We start from the raw sequence: 18,636 nt of genomic DNA on the forward strand, positions 1-18,636 counted from the left end.
AATCTTACTCGTTTTTCTAGTCAGCCTTTTGCCACGTTCCCAGAAAGTAGTGAAAAACATTCTAACTCTCCCCTTCTTCATAGAGAAATGAGCAGGAAAAAACCAATTGCCAAAATGAACCTTTGTTGTTTTACCGATTCCGTAACGCTATGCCTGATTTATAGCACCGTATGTTCTTGCTTAATGCCGTTTGCTTTATCGAAGCTTCTTGGAACATCGATCAAGCCCAAGAAAAATGATTCACGACTAGCCAGTCTCTGACTTCCGTCAGATCAGAAAAAGTTTTCACCTGTGCAGCTACTTCTTGCTCAAGTTTTGGCTGTTTAAGCAAAGGATACTTCCCATTTTTCTTGACTGGCAAAATACTCAAATCATCCGCAATCAGAAAAGCTGGGATCTTGGCTTGTTTTGCGGCTCTTATGCCGGCTAGAGAATCTTCTAATACCAAGGCTGCTTCAGGCTTTACGCCTAATTGTTGGCATGCTGTCAGAAAGATTTCTGGATCAGGTTTGCCCTTTCGCACTTGATCCCCAGAAACCACCGTATCAAACCAATCTGGCATCTGTTCCATTTCAAAATACGCCTTGATTTTTTCTTTCGACGAAGAGGACGCCACGGCTATCAAGCAATCTTGTTTTTTTAATGCTTCCAATAGTTCAAGAAGGCCGGGCTTTTTGAAAACCCGTTTTTCTTCAGCTAAAATCACTTCTTTCTGACGATTCATCGCTTCTCGCCACCGATCCGTTGGTACCGTACTGCCATAAAGTTCCTGCATCCCTTTACGAATATCTGCTTCCGTTCTGCCAGTCAGGTAATAATAAACATCTTGGCAAACTTCAAAATCATACTCCTCCGCGGCTCTTAAATAGGCGCGGTAAGCTAACCGACCTGTTTCAAACATCAAACCGTCCATATCAAAAATCACCAGTTTTATCTTCTCCATCCTATGGCCTCCTTTGCTTTTCTGCGAATAAAAAAGCAATGGTACCAAAATCCTTTGGCACCCATTGCTTCATCTTGTTTATTTACAGCTGACTGCTCAACTTAGCAATGATTTTACATGCGCCAAATGGCTGTCAGCCTTTTCCCGCCCTTCTTTTACTAGCGCTTCTGACAGAATGAAGGAGCCTCCAACCGCTAATACTTGCGGATCAGATAAATAGTCTTGAACATTTTCGAGAGTGATTCCGCCAGTTGGGACAAATCGAATATCATAAAACGGACCACTGAGGGCTTTGATTGCCGGCAAGCCCCCGTAGATATCCGCAGAGAAAAATTTCACAACTGATAAGCCATAATCCATTGCCCGTTGAATGTCATTTGGCGTAGCTGTCCCTGGAAACACTGGAATGTTTTCGGCAAGACAAAATTCCACCACATCAGGTACAAGAGCAGGGGAAACAATAAAGCGCGCCCCTTTCTCAACTGCTGCTTTCGCTTGTTCTAAGGTGCGGACCGTGCCTGCGCCTACGATCAATTTGCCCGATTGAGAGAGTTTTTCAATCGCTTCTAAAGCAAGGGCACTGCGGAAGGTCACTTCAATAAAATACAGTTCATGCTCAATCAGCAGTGATTCTACTACTGGCAAATAGGTAAGGTCTGTTGCAGTGTAAAGAGGCAACACCCTTGTTTTTGCCAATTGTTCATAGAGTGTCATACGCTCTCTCCTCCCTTCGTTCCCCTCGATTGCATTTGCTCTTTCAAGACGGCTTCATGAAGCCCTTGAAGATAACTGATCCCAATCGCGCGATCATACAGACCATAGCCTGGCATCGCCACTTCCCCCCAGATCGTCCGCCCGTGATCAGGACGGATGACACCATCAAAACCGACCTCAACCAAGGCTTTCATAATGGCATACATATCTAACGATCCTTCAGTGGAAAGATGGGCAGATTCTTTAAATTTGCGTTCCCCCATAAACAACACATTGCGAAAATGAACAAAGTTGATGCGGCCTTTTAAGCCATGAACGATCTCCACCATGTCGTTTTCTGGATCGGCACCTAACGAACCGGTGCACAACGTCACCCCATTATAAGGCGAATCCACGATGGCCATGATTTTTTTCAAGTCCTCTAAATTTTTGGTGATCCGTGGCAAACCAAAAATTTCCCAAGGTGGATCGTCCGGATGGATCGCCATTTTCACATCTACTTCTTCACACACAGGAATGATTCGCTTTAAGAAATAGCTTAAGTTATCAAAGAGGATCTCTTGAGTGACCCCTTCATAAGTTGCCATCAAACGCTGGAACTTTTTCAGTCGTTCTTCTTCCCAACCTGGTAATTTAAAGCCTTTTGATTGGCTATGGATCAGCGTATACATCTCACTAGGTTCCATATCATCCACAACGGCTTGATCATAGAGCAAAGAGGAGCTGCCATCCTCGTTTTGATAAAATAGATTTGTTTTTGCCCAGCCGAAGATCGGTTTGAAGCTATAGCAGATCATATGTACATCACAAGCTGCTAAATTCCGAATTGTTTGAATATATTGATCGATGTAGTGATCCCGTTCCTCTGTTCCGGCTTTGATCGCATCGTGGATCGCCACACTCTCAATCCCTAATAGTGAAAGATTCTCTTTTTCAATTGATGCTTTTAGTGCGTTGATTTCGGAAATCTCCCAGACATCTCCAGGCATTTTATTTAGAAGTGTTCCTACAATGCCGTGCATTCCTGGAATTTGTCGAATATTCGTTAACGGGATCGTATCCCCTTCCCCGTACCATCGAAACCCCCATTGCATTTGCTGTCATCCTTTCGTTTTTAAAAATCATCGTCCTCATCAGTTTCTTCGCTACTATCACCTGCTGAAGAATTGTGCCAAAGCGCTACACTGTTTTCTCCTTGCTGGATCACTGCTGCCACCGCCTGTTCAATCGGTGTCGCCAAAAATTGGTGATTGATTGCTTCTAATACCATCGGTAGATTCACTCCGCCGATCACATACGTCTTTTCCTGAAGTGGTTCATCTAATTGATTGATCGTAACAACCGACTGATTGTAGGGACTGGCACTCAATAGATCAGCAAACACCAAGACACCGTCCCCTTGATCTGTTTCATGAATCGCTTCATGGATTTTGTTTCCCAGAAGTTGAATATCCTCTCCGTGGTTCAAATTAACGACCGCAATATTTTCGACACTGCCCATGATCACCTCTGCAGCATCTTTAAAACCAGTACTCAGCTGTCCGTGAGTTGCCAATACGATTCCTAACAAATGTTATTCCTCCTTTTTCGCTTCCTAACCAAATAACGCAAGAACTTTTTGCATATTCCTCAGATTCAGCTCTTTTTGCTTTAATTGTTTTCTAGGCAGCACATACGTCTGATCCTGCTGCTTTTCTGCACAAAACAGATAGTTGAGGCTGCCCATTGCTTCACTACTGTGTTCGATCGCCAACTGCTGCAGTTGCCCTTCATTGAATTGCTTGCCGATAGCTCGAATCGGAGCATCGGCACCAATAGAATCTAAATAATAAATCTTCGCATTCGGCCTTACTGAATCACGTAACACTTCCAACCCGCGTTCTCCGTAACTTCCGTCATCAAGAAATGCGAAGGCCGTCGCTGTTTGACTGTTTTGACTGATCAAGGACAGCAGCGCTAAGATAGAGGAGGTATTGCGGGTTAGATTTTGCTGAAATCCTGCCCCGCGGCTTACGCGATTTAATAGCAGAAAATAAATACCGACCCCTGAAGCAAAAAGCGCTGTTTGCCAAGACAATAAGGGAAATCTCCCTGAGACAAAGTGGATATAAAGCCAAGTCCCCAACAACCCTAAAAGAATCATCACTGCTGAAGCAGTCAGAATAAATTGATTTGTTTTACGGCCTTGCTCCTGCCGATCAAAAAAATGGTAATCGCCGAAATGCTCTGGCGGTGTATCATAATATGTGCAGATGATCCGTTTTGCTTTGGTCAGATCACCAACATACAAATTGCGTGAGGCGTTTTTTTTCGTGTGATCATACTCGATCACCTGAAGGTCTTTGCGAAATGGAATGATATCCGCGATGAGTGCCTTCAAAAATCTTTGTTTGCTTTTATCCGTTGATCGCGACCGATAGACATACCGATAACGAAAAAGCCAATCACGAAATGCTTCTGTTTGATTCATGGCAGATTCTCCTATTCACAAATTACTGACACTGGAGGACCTCTTTTCCTTGCGAGATCCCCCAGCTTCCCTCACAATATTCCTTAGATATAAATGAATTAGTATGCTACTTATAACTTGAACTGTTTCAAAACATCCTTCAGTGTTGATTTCGGTGCAGAAGGCGTTGCCTGAAAATAGATTGATTCCACACCATATTCTTCATTCATTTCTTTGAGTTTTTGCGCATCAGCTTGATTTAAATAAACAGATTTTGTAACGAGAAGATCCTTTTCAGGATCTTTTTGGGCGATACCGCCTATGTTCAATTCTTTCATCGGCACGCCATGTTTGACTAAGTCGTACATCACGCTGACGGTTTTGGCGATCAAGATACAGTTGTAATCTTTGAAGTTGTATTCATCCCAGTAAAATTTGGCTTTTTCTGGTGTAACGACGATCGTTTTTTGCCCTGTTCGGCTACCGGCATTTTTGTATAGTTCCCGCATGAACTTATCCTTAGCTACTACTTCATCCACTACAAAGATCGAATTGACTCCGCTTTTTTGCGACAAGGTCATCATGACCTGCCCATGGATCAATCGCTCGTCTACTCGTGCTAAATTTACTACACCCATTTTTGACACTCCTTTTTATAAAATCCCTACACCAGCTAAAATGATCAAGATCAAAGTCAGCCATAGCAGTGCTTGAGTCACTTTCAGTCCCTTTTTGTTATAGAACCAGTAGACACCCATTACGACAGCCAATGGCAAGATCCCTGGTATGATCTGATCAAGAATATCTTGAATAATAAATTCTCTTCCTGAGATATCAAATTTTAGAGAAGAACTCACATTCACATAATTTCCTGCCAATACCCCCATCATGAATAAACCTAAAACAGATAGCGTTTCAATGGCTGTTTGAACACCTGTACTTTGCATCAGTCCAGTGGCATTGCGCCCCATTGAAAAGGCTTGACGAGCAAAGAATAGGCCGATGGAAACTTGATACAGGGCAAAACAAATGAATGGGAAGAGGGATCCTAATGGGTTCCCTTGTTGTGCCCATGGCACCGCAATCGCTATGAAAATGTATTGCACAGTTCCTGAATCGATGGCATCGCCAATCCCTGCTAAAGCCCCCATCAAACCGGCTTTGGTGTTGTACATCAAATCATCTTGCATCAAAATTTCTTTTTTCTCATACTCTTCTTCGGCTCGCTGCTGTTCCATCGAAGACATCAACCCAGTGATGACTCCGCCACCCCAACTCAGTTGTGTATTGAAGAAAAGCAGTTGTCGTTTGTAAGCAGCTTTTAACGCATCATCTTCTTTATAGAGTTTGCGCAAAATCGGCATCATTGCATATAAAAGCGAAGGTGCCACATAACGTTCGAATGAGTGAGGGATTTCATTTGCGAAATGCCATCTTAAATAGGCTTTAGTCACATCTTTTGTGGTAATTTCTTCGGGCGCACCTTGTGCATTTTGAACCATTTCTGACATTATTGCTCCTCCTTATCGGTTAAAAACCATCATCGTAATCATCGTCTTCTTCAAAAGTTGACGACGCTTTTTCTGCAGCAGGCGCTATTTTTCCTTTTTGAGACTGGACAAAAATCAATGCAATCAAGATGCCAAAAATCGAATAAGTTACCATGGTGATTTCCAGTGAACTTAAAACCACACTCATGAAATAAGCTAGGAAGAAAAAGACCATATAATCTTTACGGCCAATGACATAGACCGTTGTCGCAATCCCAATTGCCGCTAAACCACCACCAACAACTTCTAAAATATGAATAACTACAGTTCCTTCTAATGCATTGATTACATCAGCGATCAGTGGGGCACCAAAATAAAGCGAGATAAAAATCAGCGGTACATATAGAATAAATGAAGCCAATGTCGGGTATAAAATAATGGAACGGCTCATTGCTTTGGCATTAAGATCTTCTACTGCTTTATCCGTATATTTTCCTAAGAAGGTATTGATAAAGAACCGGAACTGATATAGGTAACTTCCTAACAAGCCAACCGGCACTGCTACGGCAATCGCGGCTTCTGCAGGAAGATTCCCAAGTAAAGCCACGGGCACAGCAATCGCTGCGGCAACTGATGGTTCTGCTGGCATTGACCCGCCCGGAGCAAAAACCCCCATATAGATCATTTGCAACGCTGCAGTAACGATCATCGCTTGTTTGACATCCCCCATCACTATGCCGACGATCAAGCCGGTCATTAATGGCGAAAATCGTAAAGTCAGCGTTGCGCCTCCACCGAGCCAACGAGACATGACTGCTGCCACCCATAAAGCAATCAGTAAACTTTGTGTAATGCTCAATGTATCCATTTTTCGCTCCTCCTATACATCTTTCAAATAAGTTTCTAACGCATAAATAGCTTCTTTCAAACGTTCTTTGTTGACTTCGACCGGAATCAGATGAACTTTTTCTTTCGAATCAATAAAAGCTACCAACTGATCGATCACTTGCTCGTCTTTAGGATAGATTTCCATTTGGTGGAGGCTCATTGGTAGATGTAACTCTTGATAGAATGGCAGCAGCTGATCAATCGCTGCCCATTTTTCTTCAAGAGCTAATTGATAGAACATCCCATAAGCAACCTTTTCTCCGTGAAGAAAGCGGTGACTCTCAGGCAAATATTTACTGATGGCATCATGCATCGCATGAGCCGCAGCATTCCGGGCGTATTTGTCACCTAAGCCCCCGACCATACCAGCGACAGCTATAATGATCTCAGACAAATGACAAAAGGCATCAGTGACTTCTTGCTGTTCCATATCTGTAATGGCTTGCTTCGATTGAGATAAAATCGCTGTTTCACATAATTTGGCCGTATAGCCGGCCATCTGCAAGAATGGTTCGTCTTGGAGATGTGGCTGAGCAAGGATCGCTTCGGATTCGATCCATTTCGCCAAGGTATCAGCCAACCCAGCGATAAAGTAGTCCACCGGTGCATCAATGACTAAAGTTGGGTCAGTGATCAAAAAAGCCGCCTGTCTCAAATAGTGCTCCGTTTTCCCTTCTGCTTCTCCTGACTCTTTGTACATTACCGATAACGGTGTCCAAGGAGCACAGTTGCTCGCTAATGTGGGAATCAATCCGAATGGCAAATTGGTTTTATGGGCAGCATAACCGACTAAATCCGCCAATTTCCCGCCACCAACGCCGAGAATAAAATCAATTTCTTTTTCTTGCGCAATGTTTTCAATCAATTCAGTCCCATAATAGCTGCATTCGCCAGTATAACGATGGTAAAAAATTTCTATGGGCAGTGACTTCAAAAACGTCATTTTTGGTTGTGCTTTTTCCCACGAAACAGTCCCATGAACAATCAACAATCGTTTTACTTGATACTCGGCTAGCACCGTTGGCACAAAATCAATTGCTCCTTCATGATAGCGATACACTTGTGGACCTACCTTTACCTTTAAATCTGTTAACATCTCTTTCACACTCCTTTAAACTGCTAGAAATTTACTTTGTGCTTGTACAGCGCGATCTGGTAACAATCCTTTGGTAATTCTCTCGATGTCCGTCACACATTTATTGCCCATTTCTTCTAAACACTCTAATGTGTAAGCAGAGGTATGTGGCGTCATCACGACATTGTCGAAGGCAAGATAAGGATGGTCTTTGCTTCCTGGTTCTTCTTCCAAAACATCTGTTGCTAAACCAGCGATTTTCCCACTTTTCAACCCGCTTACAATGGCAGCTTCATCTAATAATGCTCCCCGTGCACTATTCGAGAGATAGACTTTATCCTTCATCTTAGCGACTTCAGCAAAGGAAATCATATGGTAGTTTTCTTCTGTTAAATTCGCACAAAGACAAATGATGTCTGATTTGGCCAATAATTCATCTAATTCCACTTTTTTGCCACCAAAGCTCTGAATATGCAGTGCTGATTTGTACGGATCATATGCCAAAACATCACAACGGAAGCCATTTCTTAAAATCTCCACTACACAACTTCCTGTATTGCCTACCCCAATAACGCCAACTGTTTTATTGAACAATGCTCTGCCGACAAAATCTGCTCGTTTTTCCCATTGGTCGGCGCGCACTTGCGTCATTGATTCCACAGTACAACGCAAGAGTGCCAGTAAATTCGTTACATTGTTTTCAGCCACCGCATCCCGTTCCACCAAAGCAGGGATGATTGAAACAATCGTTTGATGTTCTTTCGCTGCTGCCAAATCAATGTTGTTATACCCGATTCCATGCCGTGTGATTAGTAAGAGTTCATCCTTATTTTCAAAAAATTCTTTTGTAAAAAAAGGGGTCACACTAGCGATGATGATGTTATAACCCGCCAATGCTTTCGCCAACTCTTTGCCACCGATCTCACTGTCGAAGGAAAAGTAGTTCACTGGTCCAATCGCTTGCAAGCGTTGGATATGCTCTGGAAACACTTTGCCAAAACTGCTTGAATTCACCACAGCGATCTTGAAATTTCCCATTGATTCGCTCCTCTCTTAGCTTCTTATGACCATCTCATGGTCGCTAGATCCATTTTTTATCCACACATCTTTTTCCAGAAATCGTTTTCTTGTGAAATATTTATCATGAGTAAACTCACGGCGTCTGCAACTACCACCAAATTGATCGCTAGCGCAATTTATTCAGTCTATTTTGCTGTCTTAGGATTACCAATCTTATCAGTGTGCCTTGTTAGCAATGGGATTTCAAAAATTATGCGAATGTTTCTAGCAATCAGTAATGAGTAAAGCGAGATTTCAAGCCAACTGGTACGAAATCAAATCCAGTTCGACGTTGGTTTCCCAATTGACCCTTTCTTCATTGCCTCTCACTTGCTTCGATGCCATTGGCGAACAGCTTGCAAAAACACCTGATTTTGTAACCAAGTTAACTGTTTTGCCATCAACACAACCCGATAACTAAGTTGCCCGACAGAAAAGCGGTTTCATTTCATCAGCGAAAAAATGAGCAGTCAGTAGTTAGAATCTTTCTTATTTGAATCCCCCTTTCAATCAAGCTGGCTCTAACCCTTGACCGTGATTCGACTGATCGCTTTTCCTGTAGGTAACATCGGCTAAAGTCTACGTTTGGCAGGTATCGATGTGCTTCACTCAATGCTGGCTGAAACTAGATCGATTCCTTTTTTACCGTAGTTTCTTTCACTGATCCTGCAAGGTCGCCCCTTCCCCTAAGTCGCTTTGCTCTTTGAGCTTGAGACACATTCTCCATTTTCCAAGACCGATAAGCTCGCCTTTATGATAGCGCCTCCATTCCACACCTTTATTATACAAAAAAATATTTTTTTGTAAATATAAAAAATAAAAATAATTTTTATTTGCATTTTTTTCGCAAAAGAGGTACTTTAGAGGTAAAGAGATGTTGTTATTAAAAAGGAGGTAGAAGCTTTTGACTGTCTCGATTCGCTTGCAAATAAAAACGCTTTATAAAGATCTCAGTCTTAAAGAACAAGCAATTGCCGACTATGTGTTAGAAAACCCTAGTAAGGTCTGCCACAGTTCGATCAGTGATCTCTCAAGTGATTTGGGCATTGCTGATTCCACGTTTTTCCAATTCACAAAAAAACTCGGTTACAATGGGTTTAAGGACTTCAAAATGGCGATGTTGATGCAAGAAAGCGAGCTTGCCGCCCTCTCAATCCATGAAAATATCGAGAAATCGGACAATGAATTGACGATCGCACAAAAAGTATTCGATTCGATCATGACGACGCTCACGGACACTAGAAAGTTATTAAAAGAAGAGGATCTTCAGAAGGCCGCAGCAATGATCAATGAATCCAATCGGCTTTTCTTCTTCGGGGTGGGTGGCTCTGAGATTGTAGCCACAGATGCTTATCACAAATTTTTGCGCTCTTCGATCTCTGTCTTCCACAGTGCAGATTTTCATATCCAATTGATGGAAGCGGCGGTATTAACACCAGATGATTGCGCCTTTTTCATCTCCCATACCGGAAAATCACGAGAAACGATTGAGTTAGCCAACGTTGCTAAGAGCAACGGTGCCAAGATCATCGTTGTGACCAGTCATGCGGCTTCCCCTTTGGCAAAACTTGGCGATGTCGTCTTAATTTCAATTTCACAAGAAATCGAGTTTCGGTCAGAGGCACTTTCTTCTCGGATTGCCCAGTTAAGTATCTTGGACTCCCTCTATGTGATCGTGATGTTTCTTAACCGTGAGAAAGCCCAACGCTCGATTGCAAAAATTAGACGTTCCATCTCAACAGCAAAAGAAACCTAACAGAATAGAAAGGTTGTTCTCTTGTGGATATTTTTTCTTAATGAACATACGGCAATTAATCCGTAAGAAGGGATGAAAATTTTATATGGTTTTATTTGCCTAAACTATGATTGCCTTCCCAGAATGTAGCGGAAGGCATTTTTTTGTACAAAAAATTGTTTAATCAGCCACCAAAACGAGAAAACCTTCGTGCAATCTATAAAGATTCTCAGACACAATTTTCAACAAAAAAAACACTTTCCATCTTAGCGGAAAGTGTTTTCGAAATCTCCATTTCTTACCATCTTTTGGAGACAACTTCTGCCCCGAATGGCATCAATGCCAGTTGGGCTAGCTTTAAGGATTGTGCTGCAAATGGAATGCCAATGATAGTGATGGCAAGAATGACCGCACTAGCTAAATGACCTAAAGCCAGTGGCACACCAGAAAAAATCAGCCATAATATATTGAGAATCAAGGAAGTACCACCACCTCGGTAGACGATTTCTTTGCCAAAAGGTGCTAATGACAAGCTGGCGAATTTAAAGCACTGCAAACCGATTGGAATCCCAATAATCGTGATGCACCAGAGGCAGCCTGCTAGAAACCATGAGATTGCGCCAATCAATCCACCAAAAATAAACCAAATGAGATTGCCCAGAAAATTCATTTTGCTTCCTCCCTTCTTCTCGTCTAAAAAACTGTACCATAAACGCAAGTTGAAATTTTTTTTACCTAAATGAGGCGTGTGCAAGCAAAAAAACAGATGCTTGGCCTTTTTCCTGGCTATGTTATCGTCACAGCTCTAATTAGCAACGGTTCAAGCTTTCATTCCTATTGTCCAGAATCAACCGTTGATTCGCTGCTGTTATTTGATTCATTTGAGTCATTGCCGAAGACACCGGTGATCGAAGACCAGATGCCGCTAAAGAAGCTCTTGATATTTTCCCAAAGGCCCTTAGAGGTTTCTTCGATTTGCTTGCGAGCTTCTGACAGATCCAATTCTTTGATGAAGTCATCGAAGATATTGTTGTCTCGCATGTCGCTCATCAAAGAGGTCAATTCAGAAATTTGATTATCCGTAACGATTCCTTCCAGTCCGTTGTCCTTCAAGGCTTTTTCTACTGTCTCTTGAATATCTGCTTGAGTCAATTCCGTACCATCTGCAGTTTGAGCAGCCAAATCGGTTTTCGCTTGTTCTTGCGCTGCATTCAAAGCTTCATCGGAATAGCCTTCTTTATCTTTATTCTCTTCGGTGATCGTAGAAAGCACATCCATCTCATCTTGAGCTACGGCTACTCGATTCTGATTGATGACACCGCCTGATTCTTCAACGATTTTGTATACCCCAGCTAAAGCTCCGGAACCGTCGATCGGTACGGCAGAAGCGACCGTTAGCTTCGCATCAGTGATTCCTGCCGTCAGCGCTGCATTTTGGTACTGGGCTGCAGTGATGCGGGTAATGTTATCTGGTGTCGCGATATCGACAGTGATTCCTGCCCCGCTTTCTAAAGTCTGCATTCTGACCGAGCTATAGACCGCCCAATCTGCAGTAAAGCCGCCATCGGGAATGTATTTCATCAAGTCAGCACCGTTTGTCGTATAAATCGGTGTTTCGCCTTGGATGCCTAAGCGCTCAAGTGTGTAGTCTTCTTGTGCTTTCGTCAAGGCATTTCCGATCGCCACAGCATTGACTTGCAAACGATCTGAACTGCTGTCAGAGGTACTTGTTTGACTGTCGGTAGTGGCTGTCGTTGCGGTAGAACTGCTTGTTGCAGTGGAACTGCTCGTCGTTGAATTGGTTTCGTCAGCAAAAACTTGTGGTGCTGCTAATAAAACTTGGCTAGATACCAAGAGAGTCGCTAAAATCATCGCTGGTTTTCGAGTCTGTTTTTTCATCACTATATCCTCCAAGTGTTGATCTCTTTTTCAGGGATTTTCCCCTCTTACTGCTGTTATTGTACTATAGGTTTTCTTGCAAAGCCTACGTCTAGGGTCTGAAATGAAGAAAAACTTAGAACTCTGCTGCTATTTAAAAAAGGCGCAATTTGGTATTATCCTTGGTACAGCAATACTTTAGGCGCTTTTCTTTTCATCAACTGTTTTTTTAGCAAACCCAACAGCATAGGATTTGAAATGACTGCCCACTTTCCTCAAGCCGAGAAAGGCTCCCGTTAAAACTATCGTATAAAAGAACAACGGAAACCCTCCTAGTGAAAAAAAGACTTTCCCGGATTCCAGAAACAGCGGGTGACTCAGAAAGATCAATCGACTAGCCTCAGCTGCCTGTTTTTCTTGCCAAGTCCGCTTTTGTGGTTGCTGCTTGATCAGCCAAGCAAGGAAAAAAAGAGTCGTCGGCACAAAGAACAGCATGAAATTCTTATCGTCCCCCTGATTGAGATACACCAGTCGACCTTCAATGCCTAATAAGCAAAGAGAGACCGCAAATTTTCTGCCAAGATGCTTCGTGAAAAAAGGACGTTTCTGGTGTTCACCTAAACAAAACCCGCACAGCAAAAAAAGAAACCCATAAAAAAGACCGTTTCTCGTTGTAAAAAATAGGGTCCGATAATTTTGATAAAATACCAATAAAGGTCCACTTAAATAACTGCTGTACGTTTCAAGACAGCCAATCAAATACAAACTGATCGCCAGTAAAAACTGCCACCGATAGCCAAGAAAACGGGTTTTCCTTACTAACCACATGCCAAAGAGCAACGCTGGAAAATACCAAAGATGGTACCAGACCCCTACTGTTAAAAAGCCAGCAGCCAAACCGATGACCCGTAATGGATCGGCAAGATTTTGCTGTCCTAAATAAAACCAACCTAAGGGAAGGTACACGATCGACCAACGCAAATAAAGCTTGAGTTGTCGTTTGCACCATTGCTGCCATGAACAGGTGCTCTTTTGAAAAAAATAGCCATTCAGCAGCAGAAAAAAAGGAACCGCCAAACGACATAAGAGACTCTTTAACAAAAAATGAAGCCCGTTGTTTTCTGCCAGTCGACCACAGTGAACGAGAATCACCAGTAAGGAAGCGAAGAATTGGGTATAGCCAATTGGAACCATAAGGTGTTTTGTCTTCATTCGATCGTTTCTCCTTTCTCCGTCAAATTTGATCAAACATACTTCACTCTACTGGACCTTTCATTTTATGACCAGCACTGAAAGCTTCCAGAATAGAAAGACAGTGCAACAAGTAGAAACATTGATAAATAAAGGATGTTACCCTTTGTTGCATCGTTAATTTCATAGATCCTCGTTCGCATAGAAAAGAGTTTGCTATAATATATAAGAAGAATGATGGAGGCAAAACAGACACATGGATATTGGGAAAATTATTAAAGAAGAACGCACCAAACGAAATCTCACGCAAGAACAATTGGCGCAGGAATTTTTTGTCACTCGGCAACTGATTTCAAAATGGGAAAACGGCAAGAGCTATCCTGATCTAGACCAAGTAGTCAAACTGAGCAACTATTTTGAATTGACCTTGGACTATTTATTAAAAGAAGACAAACAGATGGTCCAAGAACTCAATCTGACCACCCACCGAAAACGAATTGGCCTCGTATTGATCGCCCTTTTGACTGTTCTCAGTATTAGCTTAAGTACGATTTTGCTGGCAGGATTTTGGATCGATCCAGTCTTTTTCACAAAAGAAGACCTAACGATCACTTCTATTAAAAAGTACCACTTGCCTGCCACTGAGATAACGAATCAGGAAACCGGACAAGTGATTCAGCTGCCTGAAGATACGGAATACTTGATCACTTATACGATCGATCGGCCAATGGTAAAAACGGGCCGTCTGTCGGGTTATAAAGAATACAGCAGCGAAAATGCCAGCCAATTAATGGTTTCGGGTTATCACGGTTTTCATTTTGGCACGCAAACAAGCAAAATCGTCATTCGCAGCAATCGCGAAGACAATTTAGCTGCACCAGAATTAAATGCAAACAAGGATCTTTATCTTCGTAATATGAATAAAGCGCGCGCCTATCAAAAATCTGCAGCAGGTGACGCATTTTCTATCGAAGACGAAGGCGATCTCCTCTTTACTGCAGAAGAACTGGAACAATTACCCTTTGAACAAGGACAACTGCCAGAGTAAACAAAAACCACCGAATCGTTTTGATCGGTGGTTTTTTGCTGACTTCTTATCCTAGCAAGATCATTGCGATCGCCGCCAAGGCGTTATTGAGAAAATGCATGGCGATGGCTGTTTCTAGACGCTTAGTTTTTACATAAATCAACGCCATGATCAGACCCATAGCACCGTAGATCAAAAACTCGACCAGGTTGGTGACGGAATGGATGATACTAAAAACGGCTACACTTGAAATGATCCCGACTATCGGGTATTTCTTGAATAAAAGGCCGATAAACCCACCACGGAAAACGATTTCTTCCATGATTGGCGCCGCCACAGCGATCAATAGGAAGATCAAAAGCGGATTTTCGCCTGTAAACAGTTCCCCTAACAATGCATCATTCGCGGTCGCCTCTTGATCGGATATATGCTGCAGATACATAGTACCACCAACAGCAACGACTCGACCTAAAACAAAACCACCGATGATCCATAGCCAGTTGCGCTTCGTTGACCAGCCAAAGTCAAAGGTGGCAAGTCCTAGCTTCCGAGCCAAATACATCAGTAGGCCAATGTTTGCCAAAAGCAAGGCAATCAACCCGTAGCTCATCATCGCAGGAATCCTCGGCTCTCCTGCTTCCAAATAATAGATTTTTACCACACTGAATACGGTCATCCCTACTTGACTTAGTAAGAATAAGCCAATCAAAATAAATAAGTTCTTTACTGCTTTCATGCTCTCCTCCATCGTTTGCTCATTGCATTTTGCAGGATTGGGTTACGACAAATCATGACACAGTCCATCACTTGGTTCCCCATATATCCAGAAACTACTTAGCCGCTATCGGCTTGTTTCTAATGATACTGAGTTTCCTCAGTATTTACAACAAATAAAAAATAAAAACAGTTATTTTGCGTATTTTATCCAACAAACCACGTTTTTTCTTTCGCTGCCCTCAAAAAAATATAAGTAGTGTTTGAAAAAAGCGCTCTCTTATGCTACACTGTTCCTACTTTTGTTTGGCTGACGAACCGCTGCCCCAACCATGTTCGTTTGGACCAACTCGTTGCGAGTATTCGATTTCGAATGCTCTTTTTGTCGCGTTTGTCAAAAGAAAGTGAGTGAATCCAAATGATCCAAGTAGAACACCTCAGCAAGACCTTCCAAGTGTCCAAGCGAAAAAGCGGCTTTCGCCAAGCAGCCAAAGCATTTCTTTCTCGTGAAACCACCACCGTCCATGCGTTGCAAGACATCAGCTTTACCATCAATGAAGGCGAAATGGTTGGCTACATCGGGCCTAATGGTGCTGGAAAAAGTACCACCATAAAAATCATGTGCGGGATTTTGACCCCTGATCAAGGCATTTGTCACATCAATGGTCGTACGCCTTGGCAAGAACGTATTCAACATGTCAAAGACATCGGCGTCGTCTTCGGGCAGCGCAGTCAACTCTGGTGGGATGTCCCCGTCAATGACAGCTTTGATTTGATCCGTGATATCTACAAAGTCGACGCTGCTAGTTATCAGCGCAACCTAGAAGAATTAGTCACCTTACTAGATTTAGGTGAGATCTTAAAAACCCCTGCTCGGTCCTTGAGTCTCGGTCAGCGTATGCGCTGTGAGATCGCCGCCTCCTTACTCCATGACCCCAAAATCTTATTTCTTGATGAACCCACCATCGGTTTAGATGCTGTATCAAAGATTGCCGTGCGTCAGTTTATTAAAAAAAGAAACCAAGAAAAAGGCACCACAGTCATCCTGACGACCCACGATATGCAAGATATCGAGGCGCTGACACAGCGAATTCTGTTGATCGGCAAAGGGCAAATTTTGCTGGATGGTCGCCTCGATGAACTAAAGCATCGTTTTTCTGATGTCAAAACGCTGGAGATCGACTATCAAGGGAATGAACCTCATCTGCCAGAAAACGTCCAGCTGCTTCAAAAAGACGTTGGTCGCCTTGTTCTGAAACTTAATCCCAAAGAAGTGTCGGTCGCTCAGCTGCTCAGTCTGCTCAGCAATCAAGTCGAGATCACCGATTTGGCCGTCGCCAGTATCACCGCCGAAGAAATGGTCGCTAAGCTGTATCAGGAGTATCAAATATGAGGAAGTATCAGGCATTTTTCCGCATTCGCTTTATCAATACCTTGCAATACCGCTCGGCGGCAATTGCCGGGATGGCTACGCAACTAGCTTGGGGCTTGATGGAAATTCTGGCATTCCACGCCTTTTACCAAGCAGATCCTAGTGCCTCTCCCATGACCTTTCAACAAACCGTCTCCTATGTTTGGCTCCAGCAAGCCTTTTTGTCTTTATTTATGTTGTGGTTCTTTGAGGCAGAAATTTTCAATACCATCACCACAGGGACGATCGCCTACGAACTTGTGCGGCCGATGGATCTATACAATCGCTGGTTTTGCCAATCGGCTGCCAATCGCTTAGCAAAAGCGCTCTTGCGTTGCGGACCGATTTTTGTGATTGCCTTTTTACTGCCAGCACCTTATCGCTTGATTCTGCCAGCAAACATCGTTGCCCTGTTCTTGTTTCTTTTGTCTATGGCGCTGAGTTTAGGTGTAGTGATCGCTATGTCGCAGCTGGTCTATATCTCGACTTTTTATACATTATCCTCCATCGGGGTGCGGATCGTCATCAGCTCCATCGGTGAATTTTTAGCTGGCGGGGTCATTCCTCTGCCTTTCTTTCCACAGCCTTTTCGCCAATTCGTGGAACTATTGCCTTTTGCTTCCATGCAAAACGTCCCGCTGCGAATTTACAACGGGGATCTGACTGGCTTTGCGCTTGTTTCTGCATTGCTCTTACAAGCGTTTTGGCTCGTACTTTTGATCGTGATCGGAAAAATTTGGCTGCAGCAGGCACTCAAGCGTGTCGTTGTGCAAGGAGGTTAAGGAATATGGTTTATTGGCATTATTTTTGTATTCATCTCAAAAGTCAGATGCAGTATAAAGTTTCCTTTGTGTTAACTGCTTTGGGACAATTTCTAGGTTCCTTTACTGCTTTTTTAGGCATTTGGTTTATGTTTACCCGGTTTCATCAAGTGGATGGCTTCACCTTTGAGGAAGTCCTGCTTTCCTTTGCGACGGTTTTGTTTGCCTTTTCGATTGCGGAATGCTTCTTTCGCGGGTTCGATCTTTTTCCACAAATGATCAGTAATGGCGAGTTCGATCGGGCACTCGTGCGCCCTCGATCCTTGATCTTTCAAGTCTTAGCTTCCAAAATGGAGTTCTCGCGTCTCGGTCGTTTTATTCAAGCCTTGCTGTTGTTTGCTTATGCGATTCCCAATAGTGGAATTGCTTGGCATTTTGGAAATGTCCTGACTCTTTTTCTAATGATCGTCTGTGGCGCCCTCTTTTTCGCCCTATTGTTCTTAGTGTATGCCGCCATTTCCTTCTTTACGATCCAAGGACTTGAATTTATGAATATTTTTACCGATGGTGCCCGAGAATTTGGTCGCTACCCATTTAGTATCTACGGAAAACACGTCTTGCGTTTGTTGACCTACGTCGTGCCGATGGCTTGGTTTCAGTATTATCCATTCTTGTATGTCATTGGTCGGGTAACTAATCCTTGGTGGATCTTATCACCGTTGGTTTGTCTGCTCTTTGCCTTTCCCGCCTTCTTCTTTTGGCGAGTAGGTTTGAAGAATTATATTTCAACGGGTTCGTAGAACAAGCAAGAAGCCCTTTTAGACATCAATCATTGAAGACGCATCCTCTAATGATTGGTGCTCTTTTTCTTTTCGATAATTGTAAAATTACTCAGTCGCTTTTTATTTGAGCAATCACGTCACTGATATACTGTAAATATTTATCCCCTTAAAGACAAAAACTGGCTAGGAAAAGCAAGCAATCTCTGGTAAGATAAATAAAAACGTAAAAGAGGACCAGTTATGGAATATTTAGCGATTTTACTTGTTTTCTTTCTATTGAATGTAGTGATACTTGTACTTGGATTGAAGAAGAAACGAATCATGCTGCTTTTTCTGTCACTCTCTGGTTTATTGTTGGTTTGCTTGATTGCCATTTCTTACGTTTTCTTCTATTCAAATACACTTTAAGTCGTCAAAAACACGGGGAGCTGGCTACAAACCTACCGAAACAAACGAGGCTATTTTAGTCATTACACCCGATTTAGAAGCTATTGGACACACACAATTTGTGTCCACCTT

Annotated in this window: 21 protein-coding genes; 7 read left to right on the forward strand and 14 right to left on the reverse strand. The window is 42.8% G+C overall.

The annotated features are described in order from the left end of the window. Positions 1-220 precede the first annotated feature (220 nt). The 10 genes from CXM95_RS14625 to CXM95_RS14670 form a co-directional block, all read right to left on the reverse strand. Positions 221-943, reverse strand: coding sequence for an HAD family hydrolase (locus CXM95_RS14625; protein ID WP_087664630.1), 723 nt, complete (start codon positions 941-943; stop codon positions 221-223). 96 nt (positions 944-1,039) lie between these two features. Continuing rightward, positions 1,040-1,657: a bifunctional 4-hydroxy-2-oxoglutarate aldolase/2-dehydro-3-deoxy-phosphogluconate aldolase gene (locus tag CXM95_RS14630; RefSeq protein ID WP_101699324.1), complete on the reverse strand. Its 618-nt coding sequence runs from the start codon at positions 1,655-1,657 to the stop codon at positions 1,040-1,042. After that, the gene (gene uxuA / locus CXM95_RS14635) at positions 1,654-2,751 is read right to left on the reverse strand and encodes a mannonate dehydratase (protein ID WP_101699325.1); all 1,098 of its coding nucleotides are present in this window, start codon (positions 2,749-2,751) and stop codon (positions 1,654-1,656) included. The genes CXM95_RS14630 and uxuA overlap by 4 nt, the downstream gene beginning before the upstream one ends. A 20-nt stretch (positions 2,752-2,771) precedes the next feature. Beyond that, a complete protein-coding gene (locus CXM95_RS14640) occupies positions 2,772-3,227 on the reverse strand; it encodes a PTS sugar transporter subunit IIA (RefSeq protein WP_016621658.1) in 456 nt (151 codons plus the stop codon). Positions 3,228-3,251: 24 nt separating this feature from the next. Continuing rightward, positions 3,252-4,127 (reverse strand): hypothetical protein, encoded by an 876-nt coding sequence (locus tag CXM95_RS14645; RefSeq protein ID WP_101699326.1) that lies wholly within the window; start codon positions 4,125-4,127, stop codon positions 3,252-3,254. 110 nt (positions 4,128-4,237) lie between these two features. Continuing rightward, the gene (locus CXM95_RS14650) at positions 4,238-4,744 is read right to left on the reverse strand and encodes a PTS system mannose/fructose/N-acetylgalactosamine-transporter subunit IIB (protein ID WP_005234049.1); all 507 of its coding nucleotides are present in this window, start codon (positions 4,742-4,744) and stop codon (positions 4,238-4,240) included. Positions 4,745-4,759: 15 nt separating this feature from the next. Beyond that, on the reverse strand, positions 4,760-5,617 hold the full coding sequence (locus CXM95_RS14655; RefSeq protein WP_005234048.1) for a PTS system mannose/fructose/sorbose family transporter subunit IID: 858 nt from the start codon (positions 5,615-5,617) through the stop codon (positions 4,760-4,762). Between the two features lie 19 nt (positions 5,618-5,636). Continuing rightward, positions 5,637-6,464, reverse strand: coding sequence for a PTS mannose/fructose/sorbose/N-acetylgalactosamine transporter subunit IIC (locus tag CXM95_RS14660; protein ID WP_087664627.1), 828 nt, complete (start codon positions 6,462-6,464; stop codon positions 5,637-5,639). Positions 6,465-6,476: 12 nt separating this feature from the next. After that, positions 6,477-7,580 (reverse strand): iron-containing alcohol dehydrogenase family protein, encoded by a 1,104-nt coding sequence (locus tag CXM95_RS14665; protein WP_034878352.1) that lies wholly within the window; start codon positions 7,578-7,580, stop codon positions 6,477-6,479. Between the two features lie 15 nt (positions 7,581-7,595). Next, positions 7,596-8,597 (reverse strand): D-isomer specific 2-hydroxyacid dehydrogenase family protein, encoded by a 1,002-nt coding sequence (locus tag CXM95_RS14670; protein ID WP_005234045.1) that lies wholly within the window; start codon positions 8,595-8,597, stop codon positions 7,596-7,598. 259 nt (positions 8,598-8,856) lie between these two features. Here CXM95_RS14670 and CXM95_RS18740 point away from each other — a divergent pair, with 259 nt between their 5' ends. Together CXM95_RS18740 and CXM95_RS14675 are read left to right on the forward strand one after the other, a co-directional pair. Further along, positions 8,857-9,039 (forward strand): hypothetical protein, encoded by a 183-nt coding sequence (locus CXM95_RS18740; protein ID WP_005234044.1) that lies wholly within the window; start codon positions 8,857-8,859, stop codon positions 9,037-9,039. A 483-nt stretch (positions 9,040-9,522) separates the two neighbouring features. After that, positions 9,523-10,374, forward strand: a complete 852-nt coding sequence (locus CXM95_RS14675) for a MurR/RpiR family transcriptional regulator (RefSeq protein WP_005234042.1) — start codon at positions 9,523-9,525, stop codon at positions 10,372-10,374. Between the two features lie 277 nt (positions 10,375-10,651). Here the strand turns inward: CXM95_RS14675 and CXM95_RS14680 are convergent, their stop codons facing one another. From CXM95_RS14680 to CXM95_RS14690, 3 genes are all read right to left on the reverse strand, one after another. Continuing rightward, the gene (locus CXM95_RS14680) at positions 10,652-11,023 is read right to left on the reverse strand and encodes a YccF domain-containing protein (RefSeq protein WP_087664625.1); all 372 of its coding nucleotides are present in this window, start codon (positions 11,021-11,023) and stop codon (positions 10,652-10,654) included. A gap of 164 nt (positions 11,024-11,187) precedes the next feature. After that, entirely contained in the window at positions 11,188-12,252 is a 1,065-nt protein-coding gene (locus CXM95_RS14685; RefSeq protein ID WP_101699327.1) for a DUF1002 domain-containing protein, read from the reverse strand. Positions 12,253-12,429: 177 nt separating this feature from the next. Next, positions 12,430-13,443 carry an acyltransferase family protein gene (locus CXM95_RS14690; protein WP_101699328.1) on the reverse strand — a complete coding sequence of 338 codons (1,014 nt, stop codon included), beginning with the start codon at positions 13,441-13,443 and terminating at the stop codon, positions 12,430-12,432. Positions 13,444-13,678: 235 nt separating this feature from the next. On the opposite strand from CXM95_RS14690, the gene CXM95_RS14695 reads away from it, so the two are divergent. Continuing rightward, a complete protein-coding gene (locus CXM95_RS14695) occupies positions 13,679-14,470 on the forward strand; it encodes a helix-turn-helix domain-containing protein (protein WP_008380558.1) in 792 nt (263 codons plus the stop codon). Positions 14,471-14,516: 46 nt separating this feature from the next. Here CXM95_RS14695 and CXM95_RS14700 read toward each other — a convergent pair whose 3' ends face one another. Next, complete coding sequence (locus CXM95_RS14700; RefSeq protein WP_034872126.1) at positions 14,517-15,185, reverse strand: CPBP family intramembrane glutamic endopeptidase; 669 nt, start codon at positions 15,183-15,185, stop codon at positions 14,517-14,519. 396 nt (positions 15,186-15,581) lie between these two features. On the opposite strand from CXM95_RS14700, the gene CXM95_RS14705 reads away from it, so the two are divergent. The 4 genes from CXM95_RS14705 to CXM95_RS18885 all read left to right on the forward strand — a co-directional run bounded on the left by CXM95_RS14705 (position 15,582) and on the right by CXM95_RS18885 (position 18,525). Continuing rightward, on the forward strand, positions 15,582-16,556 hold the full coding sequence (locus CXM95_RS14705; RefSeq protein ID WP_016612782.1) for an ABC transporter ATP-binding protein: 975 nt from the start codon (positions 15,582-15,584) through the stop codon (positions 16,554-16,556). Then, positions 16,553-17,356: an ABC transporter permease gene (locus CXM95_RS14710; protein ID WP_101699329.1), complete on the forward strand. Its 804-nt coding sequence runs from the start codon at positions 16,553-16,555 to the stop codon at positions 17,354-17,356. The genes CXM95_RS14705 and CXM95_RS14710 overlap by 4 nt, the downstream gene beginning before the upstream one ends. Positions 17,357-17,361: 5 nt before the next feature. After that, positions 17,362-18,135, forward strand: a complete 774-nt coding sequence (locus CXM95_RS14715; RefSeq protein ID WP_005228413.1) for an ABC transporter permease — start codon at positions 17,362-17,364, stop codon at positions 18,133-18,135. A gap of 222 nt (positions 18,136-18,357) precedes the next feature. After that, positions 18,358-18,525 carry a hypothetical protein gene (locus CXM95_RS18885; RefSeq protein ID WP_005234033.1) on the forward strand — a complete coding sequence of 56 codons (168 nt, stop codon included), beginning with the start codon at positions 18,358-18,360 and terminating at the stop codon, positions 18,523-18,525. Positions 18,526-18,636: the final 111 nt, after the last annotated feature.

It is taken from the genome of Enterococcus sp. CR-Ec1 (genome assembly GCF_002850555.1).
Lineage (GTDB): Bacteria > Bacillota > Bacilli > Lactobacillales > Enterococcaceae > Enterococcus_D > Enterococcus_D entomosocium.

Excerpts from the sequence above, each read along its gene's own strand:
- CXM95_RS14625 (WP_087664630.1), bottom strand. The coding sequence starts at position 943 with ATGGAGAAGATAAAACTGGTGATTTTTGATATGGACGGTTTGATGTTT.
- CXM95_RS14630 (WP_101699324.1), bottom strand. The coding sequence starts at position 1,657 with ATGACACTCTATGAACAATTGGCAAAAACAAGGGTGTTGCCTCTTTAC.
- uxuA (WP_101699325.1), bottom strand. The coding sequence starts at position 2,751 with ATGCAATGGGGGTTTCGATGGTACGGGGAAGGGGATACGATCCCGTTA.
- CXM95_RS14645 (WP_101699326.1), bottom strand. The coding sequence starts at position 4,127 with ATGAATCAAACAGAAGCATTTCGTGATTGGCTTTTTCGTTATCGGTAT.
- CXM95_RS14650 (WP_005234049.1), bottom strand. The coding sequence starts at position 4,744 with ATGGGTGTAGTAAATTTAGCACGAGTAGACGAGCGATTGATCCATGGG.
- CXM95_RS14655 (WP_005234048.1), bottom strand. The coding sequence starts at position 5,617 with ATGTCAGAAATGGTTCAAAATGCACAAGGTGCGCCCGAAGAAATTACC.
- CXM95_RS14660 (WP_087664627.1), bottom strand. The coding sequence starts at position 6,464 with ATGGATACATTGAGCATTACACAAAGTTTACTGATTGCTTTATGGGTG.
- CXM95_RS14665 (WP_034878352.1), bottom strand. The coding sequence starts at position 7,580 with ATGTTAACAGATTTAAAGGTAAAGGTAGGTCCACAAGTGTATCGCTAT.
- CXM95_RS14670 (WP_005234045.1), bottom strand. The coding sequence starts at position 8,597 with ATGGGAAATTTCAAGATCGCTGTGGTGAATTCAAGCAGTTTTGGCAAA.
- CXM95_RS18740 (WP_005234044.1), top strand. The coding sequence starts at position 8,857 with ATGAGTAAAGCGAGATTTCAAGCCAACTGGTACGAAATCAAATCCAGT.
- CXM95_RS14680 (WP_087664625.1), bottom strand. The coding sequence starts at position 11,023 with ATGAATTTTCTGGGCAATCTCATTTGGTTTATTTTTGGTGGATTGATT.
- CXM95_RS14685 (WP_101699327.1), bottom strand. The coding sequence starts at position 12,252 with ATGAAAAAACAGACTCGAAAACCAGCGATGATTTTAGCGACTCTCTTG.
- CXM95_RS14690 (WP_101699328.1), bottom strand. The coding sequence starts at position 13,443 with ATGAAGACAAAACACCTTATGGTTCCAATTGGCTATACCCAATTCTTC.
- CXM95_RS14695 (WP_008380558.1), top strand. The coding sequence starts at position 13,679 with ATGGATATTGGGAAAATTATTAAAGAAGAACGCACCAAACGAAATCTC.
- CXM95_RS14700 (WP_034872126.1), bottom strand. The coding sequence starts at position 15,185 with ATGAAAGCAGTAAAGAACTTATTTATTTTGATTGGCTTATTCTTACTA.
- CXM95_RS14705 (WP_016612782.1), top strand. The coding sequence starts at position 15,582 with ATGATCCAAGTAGAACACCTCAGCAAGACCTTCCAAGTGTCCAAGCGA.
- CXM95_RS14710 (WP_101699329.1), top strand. The coding sequence starts at position 16,553 with ATGAGGAAGTATCAGGCATTTTTCCGCATTCGCTTTATCAATACCTTG.
- CXM95_RS14715 (WP_005228413.1), top strand. The coding sequence starts at position 17,362 with ATGGTTTATTGGCATTATTTTTGTATTCATCTCAAAAGTCAGATGCAG.
- CXM95_RS18885 (WP_005234033.1), top strand. The coding sequence starts at position 18,358 with ATGGAATATTTAGCGATTTTACTTGTTTTCTTTCTATTGAATGTAGTG.